The sequence below is a fragment of the Candidatus Manganitrophaceae bacterium genome (assembly GCA_012960925.1).
GTDB lineage: Bacteria > Nitrospirota > Nitrospiria > SBBL01 > JAADHI01 > DUAG01.
Map to the genome: position 1 here is coordinate 14322 of DUAG01000072.1, position 17751 is coordinate 32072.

The 17751-nt window shown below is 50.2% G+C and carries 14 protein-coding genes; 9 read left to right on the plus strand and 5 right to left on the minus strand.

Going from position 1 to position 17751, the window contains the following annotated elements:
* Positions 1 to 161: 161 nt before the first annotated feature.
* From EYQ01_10215 to EYQ01_10245, 7 genes are all read left to right on the plus strand, one after another.
* Positions 162 to 1022, plus strand: coding sequence for a hypothetical protein (locus tag EYQ01_10215; protein ID HIE66158.1), 861 nt, complete (start codon positions 162 to 164; stop codon positions 1020 to 1022).
* Between the two features lie 838 nt (positions 1023 to 1860).
* The gene (locus EYQ01_10220; GenBank protein ID HIE66159.1) at positions 1861 to 3795 is read left to right on the plus strand and encodes a hypothetical protein; all 1935 of its coding nucleotides are present in this window, start codon (positions 1861 to 1863) and stop codon (positions 3793 to 3795) included.
* A gap of 66 nt (positions 3796 to 3861) precedes the next feature.
* Positions 3862 to 5076, plus strand: coding sequence for a nitric oxide reductase (locus EYQ01_10225; GenBank protein HIE66160.1), 1215 nt, complete (start codon positions 3862 to 3864; stop codon positions 5074 to 5076).
* Between the two features lie 135 nt (positions 5077 to 5211).
* Positions 5212 to 6219: a cytochrome c gene (locus tag EYQ01_10230; protein HIE66161.1), complete on the plus strand. Its 1008-nt coding sequence runs from the start codon at positions 5212 to 5214 to the stop codon at positions 6217 to 6219.
* A gap of 52 nt (positions 6220 to 6271) precedes the next feature.
* The gene (locus EYQ01_10235; protein ID HIE66162.1) at positions 6272 to 8038 is read left to right on the plus strand and encodes a c-type cytochrome; all 1767 of its coding nucleotides are present in this window, start codon (positions 6272 to 6274) and stop codon (positions 8036 to 8038) included.
* 132 nt (positions 8039 to 8170) lie between these two features.
* Entirely contained in the window at positions 8171 to 9322 is a 1152-nt protein-coding gene (locus tag EYQ01_10240) for a methionine adenosyltransferase (protein ID HIE66163.1), read from the plus strand.
* 78 nt (positions 9323 to 9400) lie between these two features.
* Complete coding sequence (locus tag EYQ01_10245; GenBank protein HIE66164.1) at positions 9401 to 10234, plus strand: acetyl-CoA carboxylase carboxyltransferase subunit beta; 834 nt, start codon at positions 9401 to 9403, stop codon at positions 10232 to 10234.
* A 141-nt stretch (positions 10235 to 10375) separates the two neighbouring features.
* On the opposite strand, the gene EYQ01_10250 is transcribed toward EYQ01_10245, so the two are convergent.
* The 5 genes from EYQ01_10250 to EYQ01_10270 all read right to left on the minus strand — a co-directional run bounded on the left by EYQ01_10250 (position 10376) and on the right by EYQ01_10270 (position 15048).
* Positions 10376 to 11752 carry an adenosylhomocysteinase gene (locus EYQ01_10250; protein ID HIE66165.1) on the minus strand — a complete coding sequence of 459 codons (1377 nt, stop codon included), beginning with the start codon at positions 11750 to 11752 and terminating at the stop codon, positions 10376 to 10378.
* A gap of 266 nt (positions 11753 to 12018) precedes the next feature.
* Entirely contained in the window at positions 12019 to 12420 is a 402-nt protein-coding gene (locus tag EYQ01_10255; GenBank protein HIE66166.1) for a 6-carboxytetrahydropterin synthase, read from the minus strand.
* Positions 12421 to 12543: 123 nt separating this feature from the next.
* A complete protein-coding gene (locus EYQ01_10260) occupies positions 12544 to 13401 on the minus strand; it encodes an SDR family oxidoreductase (GenBank protein HIE66167.1) in 858 nt (285 codons plus the stop codon).
* A 36-nt stretch (positions 13402 to 13437) separates the two neighbouring features.
* Positions 13438 to 13746: a DUF3467 domain-containing protein gene (locus EYQ01_10265; GenBank protein ID HIE66168.1), complete on the minus strand. Its 309-nt coding sequence runs from the start codon at positions 13744 to 13746 to the stop codon at positions 13438 to 13440.
* Between the two features lie 99 nt (positions 13747 to 13845).
* Positions 13846 to 15048 (minus strand): DNA recombination protein RmuC, encoded by a 1203-nt coding sequence (locus EYQ01_10270; GenBank protein HIE66169.1) that lies wholly within the window; start codon positions 15046 to 15048, stop codon positions 13846 to 13848.
* Between the two features lie 355 nt (positions 15049 to 15403).
* On the opposite strand from EYQ01_10270, the gene EYQ01_10275 reads away from it, so the two are divergent.
* Positions 15404 to 16330: a hypothetical protein gene (locus tag EYQ01_10275; protein ID HIE66170.1), complete on the plus strand. Its 927-nt coding sequence runs from the start codon at positions 15404 to 15406 to the stop codon at positions 16328 to 16330.
* A 378-nt stretch (positions 16331 to 16708) separates the two neighbouring features.
* Positions 16709 to 17716 carry a tetratricopeptide repeat protein gene (locus EYQ01_10280; protein ID HIE66171.1) on the plus strand — a complete coding sequence of 336 codons (1008 nt, stop codon included), beginning with the start codon at positions 16709 to 16711 and terminating at the stop codon, positions 17714 to 17716.
* Positions 17717 to 17751 lie beyond the last annotated feature (35 nt).

Sequence of the window (17751 nt, forward strand, 5' to 3'; positions counted from 1 at the left end):
GAGATCGAGACGTACTCACCGTACGTTGAGGAGCGCTTTGGCCGATAACGCAGTATTACAGGCGGATGGGTCTCGCGCCAGCCTTCGGCGGTTTTGATTTAAACAATCGTTTTGTGCTAGATTCAGATCAGAATGGTATGATGCTGATCTAAGGAGTGGTGATGGGTAAAGAATTTATTAAAGCATGGCTCTGGTTTGTCTTCGGGCTTTCCTTTGTCGGGTTCCTTGGTCTGATGTCAAGTTTTAGAGGGGACAAAGACGCGATCCCGCTTGCCAAGATAGGTGCGTCGGAGTCTCCGATGGAGAATCCGATGATCGTAATCCCGGCAGGAGATTTTATTATGGGGAGTGATGAGGGAAGCTGGGATGAAAAGCCGAGACGAACCGTCTACCTGGACGCTTTTGAGATCAATCAGTATGAGGTTTCCCAATTTCATTATGCCAGGTTTGTAAAGATGACGAATCACCGCACCCCCCTCTCGCGCTACGTGACGGATATTGAACTGCTGAATCATCCAAACCAGCCTGCCGTCTATATTGGTTGGGAAGATGCCTATGAATATTGCAAGTGGGTGGGACAGCGTCTGCCGACTGAGGCGGAGTGGGAGAAGGCGGCGCGAGGGGTCGAGGGCGCTGTCTGGCCCTGGCAGGGGGAGTATGAACCCACGGCTGCAAATTTTGTCGGTGACGAAGACGCAGGTATCCTGACAGCGATTATCGGCTCACACGAGAAAGACAAAAGCCCTTATGGCCTCTACGATATGGCGGGAAATGCGCGGGAATGGGTTCAGGATTGGTACATGGAGGACTATTTTCGCCATGCCCCGTCGAGAAACCCGAAAGGGCCGGATCGTGATGAAATGAAGGTCATGAGAGGGGGGTCGTGGAACGACGGCCATCTTTCAGGGAGAACGACGTCGCGGATGAAGATGTTTCCTTTTTATCGGGATACAACAATGGGATTCCGATGCGCGCGTCAAATCAGTCAGGTTGCTGGAAATCAGACGAGATCCAGCCAGTAAAGCGCTACGAAGACGGCCATGAAGGCGTTAAACACCATCCCGACGATGACGAGCATGTCAAACAGCGGAGCAGTTTTATGGGAGTAGTAAGGTGCATCTTTCTGTGGCTTCGGGAGTTCCATGTGGCGGCCTCCTATTGAACATTCACTTAACACGTTATCGCATAAATACTAGCACATCAATAAAAAAAAAGTCAAGGCCTCAACGAGGCTGTTTTGGACCTTTTTTCTTGGGTACTTTTTCCTTGACAAGCTTTATTTTTTGAGATATATTCCCGACATTTACTACAAGTATATAAATATAAACCGTAAAAGGGGGTTTGGTAATGGCGCAGGGTGCAGAAGAGACAGAAGTAGTCGACAATAAGATTGGGAAGAGGGTCTTTTATGTTTGTCTGGCTTTCTTCTGGTGGATTTGCTATTTCTTGATGATCGGAAGTGTTCCGCCGGGCCTCCACGGCTGATAATCTGCCGGTCTGGTGGATATTGACGTACGAGATGAATAGTTAACGTATCTATAATTAAGTGAGCGAAAGGGACGCAAAATGTCAGAAAAAGACCAGAGTCAAGAGATTGGAATGGGCGCAAAGATCGGATTTTTTATTATGGCCTTTGCGGGGATTGGTTTCTATTATCTCGTCGCGTTGAACTGGACCTTGATGGTGCCAATTCAGAACCTGCCCTACCCGTATAAGTAAATGTGTATCGTGATGGGCTTGATCTCGCCACGATAGTTTAAGTTTTAATGAGTAAGCAATATGCTGTATGTAAAACGTATTTTGTTATTTAAGAATAGAAAATATATAAAGTAAAATAACCCTTTTTGGGAGGTAACGAAGATGTTAAGCGTTAATAATAAGAAAAAGAAAGTAGGGGCTTTGATCCTGCTGAGTATGATTGGGATGCTTCTCCTTCTCCCATTTGCTCAGATGGATGTTGCCGCGCAAGGCAAGGAAGAGGCGGTTGCGGAGGGTGAGGAAGGTCCCAAAGAAGGGGAGATTGGGGCGAAGGCCAAAGACAAGCAGTACAAGGGGGTGAACGAGTTTGGTATCATCGCGGGGCCTCCCGCGCCGGAGTTGGTCTATCCGGATAGTTATGGGACCTACGGCGATTACCAGAGCAGAACGATCCTCTGGATATCGAACCAGCAGCATCTCTATTTCGGTAGCTTTGTCCTGGCCGTCCCGATGTTTGTTTTTGTGATGGAGTTAATCGGAGCGCTTTCAAAGGATCGTAAGGTCGGGAAGAAGTTTGATGATCTGGGTCACGAAATGATGAAGATCAGTCTGACCGCCTATTCGGTTACGGCGATTCTCGGCGGGATACTCATCTTCACCTTCCTGGCACTCTATCCCGGATTCTTCGGTTACCTGGCCAGTATCTTCAGACCGGTGATGCATATCTACGCACTGCTCTTCATCCTGGAGAGTGGCGTCCTTTACGTTTACTACTACGGCTGGGATGCAATGAACGATGGAAACGGAAACTGGAAGTGGACACATTTGGGTCTCAGTCTTATTCTGAACTCAATTGGAATCATCCTGATGGTGATGGCCAATACCTGGATTGGGTTCATGATGTCCCCTGCGGGTGTCGATGAGTCCGGGCGCTTTCTGGGCGATATCTGGAAGGTCATCCATACTCCGCTGATGGTCCCTATCGTGATTCATCGTATTCTCGGAAACGCGGCCTTCGGGGGCGGGGTGGTTGGTGCCTATGCGGCCTTCCGTTTCCTTTCCGCCAAGACGGCAGAAGAGAAAGCCCATTATGACTGGATGAGTTATATCGCCATGTTCATGGGTATTCTCAATCTGATTCCGCTGCCCTTTGCCGGATACTGGCTGATGAGAGAGATCTATGCCTATCGACAGCAGATGGGGATTACCCTGATGGGCGGTCTTCTCGCCTGGGTCTTCATCATGCAGGCAACAATGATCGCGACCCTCTTCATAACGGTCAACTACTATCTCTTCCAGGCCATGGGGCGGATGCCGGGCGCAGAGCGCTACTATCCGGCATTTAAGTTTCTCCTTGCGATCCTGGTCATTTCAACCATCTCCTGGCTCACACCGCATACCTTGGTGATGACCCCGGCGGAGTTGAAGGCAATGGGAGGGCAACAGCATCCGGTTGTAGGAAACTACGGGGTAATGTCGGCGAAAAACACGGCGATTAACATGATGATTACGACGACCGTGTTGACCTTCTGTCTTTACCAGCGTGCGAACCGGAATATCAAAGTGGCATGGGCATGGAAGGGCAATTGCTTCCTCATCCTCCTCTTCGCCCTGGCAGCAGTCAACATCGTCTTCCTCGGGATCTATGGCTACTTCATCCCGGCGAATGTCCGAATCGGTCTCTCTGTACCCCAGGTCCTTTCAACTCTGACCTGTCTCTTTGTCGGGGTGACGGTGAATACCAAGATGCTTGCAGGGTCAACAGAGGTCGCTCCAATACGTTGGGGCAAGATGTCGGTCCGGGGGGCCTACGCCCTCTTCCTTCTGGCGGTCGCCTTTACCTGGACGATGGCCGTGATGGGCTACCTTCGTTCGTCTGTTCGCCTCCATTGGCATGTCAATGAGATTATGCGGGACAATTCTCCTTGGGCGTTCACGAATCCGGTCGGCTATGCTGGCAATATTAATTCGCTGAATGTACTGCTCTTCTGGACGATGCTGCTCTTTGTCTTCTGGCTCAGCTCTCTTGCCGGTCAGAAAGCACCGGTAAAGGCAACGGCTGGTGCAGGAGAGGCTGTTCCGGTGCCAAGTCATTAATTTATTACAGTGTGCGGGGGCCGATTTAATCGGCCCCCTTTTTTAAAGAGGGGGTAGGAGAAGAGTATGGCTAAGAAAAAAGGTGCTGGAACGATCGTCATAAAAGTTGCGCTTTGGTACATGTTTATTCTCGGTGCCTTTGCCGGATACACAAACTGGTTGCCGCAGATTCGGGGGGATGCGCCCGAGGCCGCAGAAATCATTGATGTTTCGAGCATCACGCCGGACCAGTTGATGGTCATGGGAGAGAAGATTATCTTTGGATCAAACGATCCTCTCGGCGTACTGGCAAAGGGAGAAGGTCCGATCGGCAAGGGGCAATGCCCGCTCTGTCATCGCTTCTTTATGGAGCAGAAAGCGGATCGTTGTCCGAATCTGTTGGCTCTTAAAAAACCGGATACGCCTGATCCGCTTCTGAAGATGAGTGAAGAGGCGCGATCTCATGAAAGGCCTCTGGAGCCGCGGTATGCTGAATTCAAGGAACTGCATAAGAACGGTGAGAAGAACTCAGGCATCATCCCGCATGCGAAGCCGGGGGGAGAGTATCTCATCGAATCGGAGTACTGCCCCAACTGCTTTGTAGTCATGGGGTATGGACTGAAAGGGACGAACGACACGGTCAGCCCAATGCCGATCATCAACAAGCCGCCAATTGAATTGGCCGATACCGAGATCGTTGCCGTGGTTTCCTTCTTGCAATTGCGGGATGGGGATGAAAGTAAATGGACGGCTGTGGAATCCTGGGAAGGCTATTGGGGGAAAGAGCTGAAGGCTGAGGAAACGGATGGGGAAGAAGAGGAAGAAGACAAGCCAAAAGGACCTCCTGTTGCCTTGGGTAGCATGACGGCAGAAGAGATCGTGAAAGAGATGACCTGCTACGCCTGTCATAAAATTCCCGGAATCTCCATCGCAAAGACCGGCATGATCGGGCCTTTGTTGATCGAAAAAACCAATGCCCCGAACCGGATCAAGTCTGCGGAATATAAGAAGGCGGTGAAAGCAGGGAAAGCCCATGCAACGACGCCGAGGGAGTACGTGATTGAATCAATCATGGACCCAGGTGCCTTTATTGTCCCTGGCTTCGCAGATGATATGCTCAAAGATTTCAGACACAAGTTTACAGTGTCGGGTCTTGACGTGATGGTGGATCATCTCCTGAATCAGGATATTGCCAAGGCAATTGCAGATGAGTTGGATCGTCTGCCGAATGAAAAAGAGGGGTCAATTCTTCCTCCTCCGGAAGCTTCGCTTGGTGATGGAAAAAGCGGGGACTTGTCCTAAAAGTAGACAGATACGTTTAAGGAGGGAGGAACCGGGAATGGCTCCTCCCTCCTTAAAGTAGATTTCGCAAGAGTGGTACCGAAGTTATAGTCTTATAGTCGAATGAATGAACGATAACGGGAGGCAGGGCAGAATATGTTTAATAATAAGAAAAAAACAGTGCTGACACAGGTTCTAATGATGCTCCTGGTCTTGCCTGTCGTTGCTTGGGCGGGAGGAGGCGCGACCGGATTCATCGACGCCGGAACCTTCGCCCTGGTGATCGAGGCAGGCTTGGTCCTTGGGGCAATCTTTTTAGGCTGGATTGCAAAAGATAAGATGGGGATAAAAATCCCTAAGCTCATTCAGGGACCCATTCTCTGGATCATGGCCTATGTTAATTTCAGGGTCATTCTTCAGCCACCGATCCCATTTTCACTCTTGGCGATGTACATGGGTGTCTGTACTCTGGTGATTTTGCTATATTGTTCGCTCACCGTGGAATCCTGGGAAGATTTCTCCCGGCCGATTGCATCGATGCTTCGGGATGATCATACCAAGGCTAAAATGAGTCGTTATGCAACCTTCCTTATTTTACCGGGTTTGATCGCGGCACAAACCTACAATACGATGCTGCCTTCATTTGGTGAGCCGATTGAGTTGCGGACGGTTCACCCTGCCCCACCGGCCAGCATCAATGTCCACAAAAAACTGGTCACCCTTCAAACCGCAGAAAACCCCTTTCGTATTGGGGATGACGGGGAGTATTTGAAGGTGGGAGATGAGAGCAAATATTTTGGAGGAAATTCCTGGACAGGTGATGTTCCGAGGTTTCTTCAAGAAGTGAGAGATGGGGGGGTTGTCTTTTTTGGAACAGCGGGCTGCTTCTTCTGTCACGGAGATAATCTGGATGGTCGTGGACCCTTCGCTTTTGCCTTTAACCCGATTCCAGCAAACTTTGCCGATCCGGGAACGATCGCCCAGCTTCAGGAGACCTTCGTATTCTGGCGGGTCGCCAAAGGTGGCCCTGATCTTTCCCGTGAGGCCTTCCCTTGGGCGTCGGCCATGCCTCCGTGGGAAAAGCATTTGACCACAAATGAGATCTGGAAGGTCATTGTCTTTGAATACTGGCATACCGGATTCTTCCCGAGAACCTGGGGTTAAGTGCATACCCGGTGCTTGAAATTTATAATTTTTAAGAGGGGGATTTATTAAAATGATAAGAAAGATCGAAAAGAGCAGAGGAAAGAAATGGGCCGCTCTTGTCGCAGTATCGGTATTTTCACTCCTGGGACTTGGCGGGATTGCGGATGCTCAGATTATGCGAATCGGACCTGCCCCCATCGAACCAGCGCCCGGAACCTACAAGCCGGCAAAGGAAGATGGTGGTACCATTGACAAGGGCAAGACGGTGTATTTCAAGAAGTGTGTCTGGTGTCACGGGCCGGATGGGGCAGGAGATGGACCTTCTGCAATTCGTCTCGTCACAAAACCCAGAAACTTCAATGCGGGCACCTTTAAAATTCGTCATACCGGCAGCGGAGAGTTGCCGACTGACGAGGATTTGCTGAATACCGTTCGACACGGTCTCCAGGGATCCGTGATGCCTCCCTGGGCGGGAATCCTGACAGACGAAGAGATGAAGGCGGCCATTGCCTTCATTAAGAAGGAATTAGTCAAGGATCGCGAATTCGATGATCCGGATGAAGAGATTACCGTGATCAGTTACGGAACACAGATCCCTTCCTCACCGGAAAGTATCGAGTTGGGCCGCGATATCTACATGAACAAGGCAAAGTGTGTCGAATGTCACGGTCAAGAAGGCCGAGGGAATGGCAATCTGACGCAGAGGGGCGATTGGGGCTTTCCGATCTTTCCGGCAAACCTTCAAAAACCTTGGAATCTCCGCGGAAATCGTAGAGATCCATACAATCCGCGCAATATCTTCCGTGAGGTCTCGACCGGTCTGAACGGCACGCCGATGCCTTCCTTTGCAGATGAGTTGTCGGAAGAAGAGCGCTGGCATGTGGCCAATTTTGTGATTTCTCTCACAAAGATTAAATATCCGCTTGATCCGAACTCCGGAAAACCCTCCATCGGGTTTGTCATTAAGTCCAAATTCATAGAGGAAGGCGGTACGCCCTCCGATCCGAACGATGAGAAGTGGAACGTCCTGCCGCCCCAGTATGTCGGCTTGGCGAGTCAGATCATTCAGCCTCCGCGTCACTTCATTCGCACCATTGATGACATTCGAGTAACCTCCCTTTATGACGATAAAGAGGTTGCCATTCTTTTCGAGTGGGATGATCGCACCGAAAGTCATCTGGACCCAGACGGAGAAGCGGTTTATGATATGAATCGCTTGCAGTCTGAGGCCTTCCCTGCAATCGCAACGACACAGTTTACCCACGAAATCGACGGCGCACGCGGACCCTTAAAAAATGTCAATGAGCTTCCAAATGGCGTCTATAACGATGGAATTGCGATTCAGTTCGGACAGGCATGGCAGGATATTCCGCCGCCTGCAAAGTGGTATTTCATCCATGGGGATGAAAAACGCGGCGTCGATCTCTGGAAGTGGGAGTCGGATGGCACCGCAAAGGAATATGAAGGGCATGGCATTGACAAAGTTGTACTGCGAGAAGGCAGCGACAACGTCAAGGTCGTCTATGCCAAGTGGACAGACGGCCGTTGGCAGGTGATTATGAAACGGGCCCTTTTGACGGATGACAAGGAGAAGTCTGCGCAATTGGTGAACGGGGTGAATATCCCGATTACCTTCTTTGCCTGGGATGGCGATGCAGGTGAAACCGGTGGAAGAATGGCGCTTTCGACCTTTTACTACCTCATGATGGAGCCGCCCGTTCCGACAAACGTTTACATTGTGCCGCCGATTGTGTTCGGCATAATCTTCGGTTGCCTGGTTTGGGCAAGAAAAGCAGCAATTAACTACAAAGAACCTGACGCATTGCCAGAGAAGTAATTGGCATTGAAGTAATGAGTGTTAAAGGGGTGGGTGCAGAGTCTTTGCATTCACCCCTTTTCATTATATGATTTCAATAGATTTTTTAAAAATTTGAACTTTAGGTATGATTTATAATTCAAGGAGAAGTCGATGAGCCGTCTGAATTTTTTATTTACATCTGAATCAGTCACGGAAGGGCATCCCGACAAGATAGCGGACCAGATCTCGGATGCAATCCTGGATGCGATCCTGGCCCAGGATCCGAAAGGACGGGTTGCTTGTGAAGCAATGGTCACAACCGGTCTCGCATTTGTTGCCGGAGAGATCTCGACATCCTGTTATGTTGAAATTTCGGATATTGTTCGTGAAACCATTAAAGAAGTCGGTTACACCCGTGCCAAATATGGCTATGATTATGAAACTTGTGCGGTCATTACCTCTATACACAGTCAATCTCCGGACATCGCCATGGGAGTGGATACGGGTGGCGCAGGAGACCAGGGTTTAATGTTTGGTTATGCGACAAATGAAACACCGGAATTGATGCCCATGCCGATCATGCTGGCACATAAGATGACCAAACGGTTGGCAGAAATGAGAAAGACGGATATCCTTCCATATCTTCGGCCTGATGGGAAAACCCAGGTGACCGTGGTGTATCGGGATGGGAAGCCGGTCCGAGTTTCGACTGTCGTCGTGTCAACACAACACAGTCCTGAAATCTCACTGAAAGATCTCAGAGAAGATATCATCGAAAATGTGATTCGTCCGGTTATTCCCGAGGAACTCATCGATAATGACAGTATGATCTATCATATTAACCCAACGGGTCGTTTTGTCGTTGGCGGACCCCAGGGGGATACCGGATTGACAGGTCGTAAGATTATTGTGGATACCTATGGCGGGGTTGGAAGCCATGGAGGGGGCGCTTTTTCGGGGAAAGACCCCAGTAAAGTAGATCGTTCCGCTTCTTATATGGCGAGGTATATTGCCAAAAATCTGGTTGCGGCGGGGGTGTCTGATCGTTGTGAAGTTCAGTTGGCTTACGCTATCGGCGTAGTGGATCCGGTATCTGTCTTGATTGATACCAAAGAAACGGGAAAAGTAGATCATGAAAAGCTGGTCAAGGTGGTTAGAGACCTTTTTCCAATGACACCCAAAGGCATTATTGAGCATTTGGATCTACGCAGACCCATATACAAAAAAACGGCCGCCTATGGGCATTTCGGTCGAAACCTCCCAGAGTTTACCTGGGAAAAGACAGACATGGTGGATAAAATTAAACAAGCCACCGGGTTGTAGACATATTGTTGTAGGGTCGTGGCCTTATCTAAAGCCGAGATATTCGGTGGTTTTTTGTGAGCTTTTCGGAGGCAGTGCATGCCTTGGTTTATGAAAGAAAAAAACCTTGACAGCGAAACCAAGAAGATCAAGATTCCGGAAGGACTCTGGATCAAGTGTAATAATTGCCGCGGGGTGATCTACCGGAAAGAACTGGGTCGCAATGGGAAGGTTTGCCCGAAGTGCGACTATCACTTTCCGATTTCCGTCCATGAGAGGATCGACATGATTGTCGATGAAGGGCTGCTCACGGAGTGGGATAAATCTCTCTCCTCATGTGATCCACTCGACTTCAAAGATTCCGTTCGATACAAAGACCGGATCAAAAAAAATCAGGAGAAAACGGGACATTCGGACGCACTGGTTATCGGTGCGGCCAGAATCAACCGCCGGCCTGTGGTCGTGGGGGTGTTTAATTTTAGTTTTATGGCCGGGAGTATGGGGTCGGTTGTCGGCGAGAAGTTGACCCGGGGCATTGAACGGGCAACGGAGGCCCGTCACCCGATCATTCTCTTTTCAGCCTCAGGCGGGGCGCGAATGCAGGAGGGTGTTCTTTCCCTCATGCAGATGGCAAAAACGAGTGCGGCCATTGCCAGGCTTCAGGAGGCAAAGGTGCCCTACATCTCTGTGTTGACCGATCCAACCTTTGGAGGGGTCACGGCGAGCTTTGCAATGCTGGGTGATATCATCATCGCCGAACCAAAGTCTCTTATCGGGTTTGCCGGTCCACGTGTCATCGAACAGACCATCAAAGAACAGCTCCCGGAGGGTTTCCAGCGAGCAGAGTTTCTCCTCGAACACGGCTCAATCGACATGGTGGTCGAACGGAAAAAGCTCCGCGATACCCTCATCCAACTCCTCTCCTATTTATAGTCTTTCGTAACCCGTTCAGCACGCCTAGATAAGCCTTCAGGGTAAAGCGCGAGGAACGGAAACCCGGAGCGTATGCGTCTATACGCGAGGGTTTGAGTACCACAGCAACGCAGCCATGGAGACTTAGATGGGTGTGCCGCCTTAGTATCGGTACGTTTCAGGCTTAAACGGGCCCTGGATGGGCGTACTGATATATTCGGATTGTTGTTGGGTCATTTTTGTAATCACCCCCCCAAAACCTTTTACCATTTCAGCTGCAACTTCTTCGTCCAATTTTTTGGGAAGCACCTTTACATAAACAGGTTCACGTTCTGACTTCGACTTGTCTGCCCACTTTTCCTTGTAGAGTAACATCTGCGCGAGGACCTGATTCGTGAAGGAACCATCCATAATGCGGGATGGGTGACCGGTTGCGTTGCCCAGGTTGACAAGTCGTCCTTCAGAGAGAAGAAGTATATAATCTTCAGTATCATCGGACCGGTAGATTTTGTGGACCTGTGGTTTTATCTCTTCCCATCTCCAGTTGTCACGCATAAATTTGGTATCGATCTCAAGATCAAAGTGGCCGATGTTGCAAACGATCGCCCCTCGCTTAACGCCGGCGAGCATATGACGGTCACATACATTTACGTTGCCGGTTGTTGTGACGATCAGATCGATCTTTCCCAGCATCTGCCTATCGAGGCCTTCAGCCGAGCCTGTGTTGTTTCCATCTTTATAAGGAGAAACAACTTCGAAGCCGTCCATGCAGGCCTGCATGCCGCAGATCGGATCAATCTCAGAGATCTTTACAATCATCCCTTCCTGATTCAAGCTCTGGGCAGAACCCTTGCCGACATCACCGTAACCCACAACGAGGGCTTTCTTACCAGAAAGAAGCGCGTCTGTTCCACGTTTAATGGCATCATTTAAACTGTGGCGACAGCCGTATTTATTGTCATTTTTAGATTTGGTGACAGAATCGTTAACGTTGATTGCAGGAACCTTCAGCTCACCTTTTGCCATCATGTCGAACAGCCGGTGGACCCCGGTTGTGGTTTCTTCCGTTATTCCATGGACTTTTCCAAGTATTTCCGGATATTTCTCGTGCGCCATCGCGGTGAGGTCACCCCCGTCATCTAACAATATATTGGCGTTCCACGGTTTTCCGTCCTTGAGAATCGTCTGTTCAATACACCATGCGCTTTCTTCTTCTGTTTGCCCCTTCCAGGCATAAACGGCAATACCGGCAGCGGCGATGGCAGCCGCGGCGTGATCTTGAGTGGAGAATATGTTGCAGGAGGACCAACGTACCTCTGCACCCAGGGCGCGAAGTGTTTCGATCAATACGGCGGTCTGAATCGTCATATGGATACAGCCGATAATATGAGCGCCCTGAAGAGGCTGCTCTTTTTCATAATTTTTTCTGAGGTTCATCAATCCGGGCATTTCCCCTTCAGCGAGAGTGATCTCCCGTCGTCCCCAGTCCGCCAGACCCAGGTCGGCCACCTTACAATCCTGATTAAGTGCAGTCGTCATATTCATGCTCCTCTATTTATGGTTACAAATCCTGTTTGGTATTATAAAAACTAAACAACATATAGTAAAATCCTGCAAGTTTTCAACTGTTTTTTATGTTTCTATTGAAAAAGGTTCGTGGAATGATTCAGCATGCCACTATTTTTATTCAGGGCAAGGCGCGAGGAGCGCAGAACCGCAGCGTAGTGGTGCTACGTGAGGATTCGAGCACCACAGCAACGCAGCCATGGAGAAAAAGAGGGGCGTGATGGATCGTTACACACGTTCTACCTTCGGTATGTTGCATACGACTTCGGCGTCTCCCACAGGCGGACTTCAGAGACCGGAAGCTTTTGTGAGGCGGCATAGTCGTAGATTAATTTAGAGATCACCTCCGCGGTTGGATTCTGATCAATAATGAAGTGGCTCTCCTTCAGGTCTTTCAGTACAGGGATCAAGGGGTCGTCTTTACACAGGATCATCTTGTGGTCCAGGTTTTCATCAATCCACACCTGCACGACTTTTTTGATCACTTCAAAATCCCGAACCATGCCGAGTGCGTCGAGGTCTTCGGCGTAGAGTTCGATCTCCACTCTCGCATTGTGACCGTGGAGATGACGGCATTTGCCCTTGTAGTTTAAGAGGCGATGACCATAACAGAATTCAATGGTGCGCGTAACCTTGTACATAGACGATTCTATCCTTCCCTTTTAGGAGCGATCCAGCGCACCCCCCTTTTACTCCATGCCTGCGTTGTTGTGGTGCTCGGATCCTCGCGAAGCCAAAATAAGTGGCACGCTGAATCGTTCCTTTTAAGAAATGAGCCTTCCTCCGTCGATGATAATCGTCGACCCTGTCATGAAATTTGTCCCCTCCAGGAGGAAGAGGACGGCATTGACGATATCCTCCGGGGCGCCGAACCTTCCGAGCGGGGTGTGCCGGATGATTGTTTCCTTATCGTTATCATCAAAGTCATCTGCCGCGAGTACAGGGCCGGGGGCGATGGCATTGACTTCAATTTTCGGCGCCAGCGTGCGGGCCAATCCCTTCGTCATGGCAATCACGCCGGCCTTTGAGATGCAGTAGGGGATGTAGTTTTTATAGGGGCGGAGTCCGGACCAATCGGCGATATTGATAATTTTTCCACCCCCTTTTTGCATCTCCCTCGCGGCCGCCTGAGCGCAGAAGAAGCCGCCCTTTAAATTGGCGTCAAATGTTGTATCCCAGTCCTGTTCATTGACTTGAAAAAGCGGGGTTTTGAAGAAGACCGAGGCGTTATTGATCAGGACATCTATTCCGCCAAACCTTTCACAGCATTCCCTGACGATCCGTTCACAATCCGCCACCTCTCGAATGTCGCCCTGAACGGCGAAGGCCTCTCCCCCTTTTTCTGCAATCTTTTCGACAAGCTGTCTGGCCTCATCCCTGGATTGATTGTAGTGAATGGCGACTTTGGCGCCCTTTCCGGCCACAGACAAGGCAATGGCTTTTCCAATACGCCGCGCGGCTCCTGTGATGAGGACGGCCTTTCCTTCTAACTTCATTGTTGAATGTGCTCCTCGGTAACTATTCAGCATGCCACAATTTTGCTTCAGGGCAAGGCCCGAGGAGCACAGAACCGCAACGTAGTAGTATACGTGAGGATTCGAGCACCACAGCAACGCCGCCATGGAGTAAAAAGAGGGGTGTGCTGGAGGGTTACCTCCTTAGAGATAGTGTCCCTGATACTGCGGCTTATCTTTTTCGGGTGTGCTCGGGGCCTTGATCTCACCAAACTTATCCTCGAAACGCCGGATATTGTCCTGCAGAGCCATGAGGAGGCGCTTGGTGTGGGCGGGGCTGGAGAGAATCCGCGCCCGGACCTTTGCCTTGGGCGTCTGGGGTTGAATGTAGACAAAATCAATCACAAACTCGGTTTCTGTATGCGCGAGAAGCGCCATGTTGGCATAGATTCCCTGAGAGGTCGCGTCATCAATTTCAATCTGTATCTGGACCTGCTGTTCTGGTGTTGACATTCAAAGGCCTCCTTAATTGACGGATGGCGGTCTCTTAAAAAGTTTGAAAAGCACTTCCCGTCATTCCGGCGAAAGCCGGAATTCCAGCCTTATAGCTTGTTACCTTGGCTCCGGTTTCCGGGTCGCACCGGAGTGACGACTTTTTACGAGTCCATCATTATTGGTTAGCTGTGATTCCTCAAGCAGGACCGATTTGATCCTTTTTTCTTCAGGCGGGGCAACCTCAGGTTCGGGGCGGTCCTCGTCGACGCTCAGGAGGCGGCCGCCCAGGCGATCTAGCTTTTTGGAGGCCTCCTCGTATTTTCCCTTTGTATTAGAGAGGTGCCGCCCGATGACCTCGAAGTCTTCCTTAAACCGATGAAAATCACCGCTTAAATGTAGAAGCCGCTGGTGAATTTCCTGTGCCGACTTTTCGATACGAAGCCCTTTGAAGCCAAGAACAATCACCTGGAGATAAGCGTAGAAAGAGTTGGGAGAGACCGGCACAACCCGCTTCGCAAGGGCATAGCTGCAGAGGGCATTTTCATCGCCGAAGGTCTCATCTCTGATGATTGTCTCATAATAGACATTTTCCGCAGGGATGTACATTAACGCGAAGTCATAAGTTCCTTCATCGGGAAGGATGTATTTTGAGGCGATCTGGTCGATCTGTTTTTTGACATCGGCCCGGAATTTTCTGCGGTGGGTCTTTTTCTCATCGTCACTGACTGTTTCAATCATTTTTTTAAAGTTTTCAAGTGGAAACTTGGCGTCAACGGGCACCAGACCCGGGCCCAGGCGGATCGCGGCATCGACCACCTCATTGCTCTTGAATCGGTATTGTAATGTGTATTGCGTCGGCGGCAGGACCTGGGATAGTAACTCGCCCAGGAAAAGTTCTCCAAGGTTTCCTCTCAGCTTCGGTGCCCGTAAGATCTCCTGAAGGCTGGCGATGTCCTTCCCGACGTCATAGACCTGTTGCGTCGCCTTCGCCATTTCTCCCAGGTTTTGTTTGACTTCTCCGACGACGCGGGCGGCATGATCCAGACGGTTTCCGATCTGTCCGGTCGCGGTCGACAATTGCTGGTTGACCGAGTTCAGTTGGCTGTTGACCTGTGTGGTCATCTGCGTGATCTGTTCCTGCATCGATTTTGTGTTTTCTGTAAGGGAGACTGCGAGTTGTTGACGGAGCTGATCAAGCTGCTGCTGCATCAGACCCAGTGCCGCATCATTCTCCGGCTTCCCTTTTTTTAACGCCCTGAACAGGAGCACGCTCAGGAGGAGCGTGAAACCTCCCAACAGAGCGAAAACGACCCTATCCATTTTCTACTCTCCTGACGGTCGGCCAATTACACCTTAAAAGAACATTTAAAGTCAAACGCTATTTCTCCAACCTGCTCCCATGGGCTGTGATGGGAAACTGCGGCACCGGTTTCTTATTGACAGAGGTCCGTTAGATAGCTATTCTCTGGAACTAAGGAACCTCTGAATAAGTCATGACTCGCTTTTTCAGGGCTAAAATTCCCCGCTTCTGCGTTGCAAATCTTTAAAATAGCGGGCTATTCTCTGCGATTCGCGTCTTGAATCGGAATATTTTATCTCCTGAAAAACTCAACCCAGACTTATTCAGAGGTTCCCTAATTCACGCAAAATACGAAAAAAATGAAAAGGAGCAGACGTGTCAGTTGGAAAGGTTTCAAAAGAAAAGCAATTTTCTCTGGTTCGGGTGCTCATTGCCCTGGCCTGGGCCGATGGAGAGATCAGCAATGAGGAATTGAATTTTCTGAAGGATTTTATCTTTAAATTCGATTTAACGGGGGAAGAGTGGGCCAAGGTCGAGATGTATATGGAAGACCCGATTCCGCCTGATGAAGCGGAGGCCCTGGTGAAGGATTTTGTTCTTCATCTGGGTGGATCCCAGGAGCGCAAAGAAGTCATCGCGGCCCTTGAAGGGATCATGGCGGCAGATGGAGAGACACGCCCGGAGGAGCAGGCCTTTCTTAAACAGTGTACCGCTATTTTCAAGGAAAGCGGGCCGGCATCCTCGCTCATGAGCCGGATTGGAGGGCTTTTCCGGGAAACGGTCTTCAAGCCGGGTGAGACGTCTCAGCGGAAGGAAGAACTGCACGATTTTCTCAATAACCGGATTCTCTTCAAGGTGCGCCGGAAACTTGAACGGGAAAAACTGAGCCTGGAAGCCGATCCGGAGAAGCTGGCCTATGCCTCTCTTTTTGCCGGACTTCTTTCTCACATCGCATCGATAGATAATGGCACCTCGGAAGTGGAATTGACCGTACTGAAACGGCAACTGAAAGAGGTCGCCGGTTTCGATCAGGAGGCGGTTGAACTGATCCTGTCGGTTGTGCGGGAGACCGCCTCCAAAGGCCTGGACCGCTTTCGCCTCACTAGGGAATTTTACGAGAAGAGCAATGTCGAACAGCGCCGACAACTCCTGGACTGCCTTTTCGACATGGCCGGTGCGGACGATGACCTGGCTCATACCGAAGTCGAAGAGGTCCGGGCGATTGCTTTCGGCCTGAAATTTTCCCATAAGGATTTTATTGACGCCAAGGTAAAACACCTCGATAAAACCAGAGGCAAGTAGACCCCCCCCTTAAGGGAGCTCTGAATAAGTCATGAATTTTTTTCAGGGCTAAAAGGTCCCGCTTCTGCGTTACAAATTTTGAAAATAGCAGGTTGTTCTCTGCATTTTGCGCCTTGAAGCGAAACATTTTATCTCCTGAAAAACGCAACCCAGACTTAATCAGGGCCCCCTCAATGTTCCCGATCCCGAGACCCGCTTCGGGTCTGTTCTGCTTTGGTGAGACGGGGCGACGACCCACGAAGAGCGTCTTATCCCAGGTCTTTTCCCGGTTCTTTGGGCATCCAGGCTATTGTTTTTTAGGCCTTACGGTGCTACGATATCAACGTTTCCTCGGGATAGATTTTTTTCATATTAAAAGATAGAGGTGAAAGAAGCATCATGTTAAACCTGCGCTCTTTTTTTCTAGGGATTGTCCTTATTGTTCTCCTGCCTGGGATGCTCCTGGCCTCTCCTGCCCACGATAGGGCGGACGCGCTCTTTGAAGAAGGGCTTTTTTTAAGTAAACAAAGGCAGTTTGACGATGCGATTATCAGCTTTGTCCGAGCGGTTAAATTAGGCCCACGCCAACATCGATACCACCGGGGTCTCTACATGACCTACCAGGCGACGCGACGGGTCCCCCAGGGGATTGCGTTTTACAAAAATCTTATCCTGGATCATCCCGGTAATTCGACCCTCCACTATTGGTTGGGCCGGTACTACCTTTCCAGTTTGCGCCTGGATGATTCCGCAAGAGCCTTTAAGGAATCAGCCCGTCTTGCCCCGAAAGACGAGCATCCTTTTATCTCCCTCGGACATGTGTACAGTCGTATGGAAAAGACTCAGGAAGCTCTGGAGGCCTATCTTCAGGCGGATAGGCTGGCCCCTGGGGTCCCTGTCATCAAGGTCGGTTTGGGGACCAGCTATTTCAAGCTGAAAGAGTTTGAGAAGGCGAGGAAGGTCTACGAAGAGGCCCTGGCGGATGATGCGTCTTTCACCGAGGCACAATATAACCTTGGCCTGATCTATGAGAGAAGCAAGGATTATGACAAGGCCTTTGAGCAATGGCAGATATTGCTGGAGGCAGACCCGAATGAGTCCGGGGCGCGCGAACACCTTGCACGCCTCTACTACAGAGGGGAATTTTACCTGGAGGCCGTTCGTGAATATACGACCCTTTCGCTGGTGATGATGGACTCACCGCGAATATTTCTGGCCCTGGGTGAAGCCCAGGTCATGCTTGCGTCGCAGTTGAACGATGAAAGGGACCGCGACCTGCTTAAGCTTAGAGCCATTGAGAGTTTTGAGCGAACCATTGAGATTGATCCCGGGAACACAAGCGCGCGTCAGTATCTGGAGCGCCTGGCCTTGCTGGAATCGAAAAAGTCCTCCGCGAAGCGGAAATGAGGTGTGTGCTGATTTGTTGCGGGCATACTCAGAAT

Bases quoted from the DNA above. Each gene is read 5' to 3' on its own strand.
- EYQ01_10220 (HIE66159.1), top strand. From the start codon at position 1,861: ATGTTAAGCGTTAATAATAAGAAAAAGAAAGTAGGGGCTTTGATCCTG.
- EYQ01_10245 (HIE66164.1), top strand. From the start codon at position 9,401: ATGCCTTGGTTTATGAAAGAAAAAAACCTTGACAGCGAAACCAAGAAG.
- EYQ01_10250 (HIE66165.1), bottom strand. From the start codon at position 11,752: ATGACGACTGCACTTAATCAGGATTGTAAGGTGGCCGACCTGGGTCTG.
- EYQ01_10225 (HIE66160.1), top strand. From the start codon at position 3,862: ATGGCTAAGAAAAAAGGTGCTGGAACGATCGTCATAAAAGTTGCGCTT.
- EYQ01_10235 (HIE66162.1), top strand. From the start codon at position 6,272: ATGATAAGAAAGATCGAAAAGAGCAGAGGAAAGAAATGGGCCGCTCTT.
- EYQ01_10240 (HIE66163.1), top strand. From the start codon at position 8,171: ATGAGCCGTCTGAATTTTTTATTTACATCTGAATCAGTCACGGAAGGG.
- EYQ01_10265 (HIE66168.1), bottom strand. From the start codon at position 13,746: ATGTCAACACCAGAACAGCAGGTCCAGATACAGATTGAAATTGATGAC.
- EYQ01_10270 (HIE66169.1), bottom strand. From the start codon at position 15,048: ATGGATAGGGTCGTTTTCGCTCTGTTGGGAGGTTTCACGCTCCTCCTG.
- EYQ01_10215 (HIE66158.1), top strand. From the start codon at position 162: ATGGGTAAAGAATTTATTAAAGCATGGCTCTGGTTTGTCTTCGGGCTT.
- EYQ01_10230 (HIE66161.1), top strand. From the start codon at position 5,212: ATGTTTAATAATAAGAAAAAAACAGTGCTGACACAGGTTCTAATGATG.
- EYQ01_10260 (HIE66167.1), bottom strand. From the start codon at position 13,401: ATGGCGGCGTTGCTGTGGTGCTCGAATCCTCACGTATACTACTACGTT.
- EYQ01_10280 (HIE66171.1), top strand. From the start codon at position 16,709: ATGTTAAACCTGCGCTCTTTTTTTCTAGGGATTGTCCTTATTGTTCTC.
- EYQ01_10255 (HIE66166.1), bottom strand. From the start codon at position 12,420: ATGTACAAGGTTACGCGCACCATTGAATTCTGTTATGGTCATCGCCTC.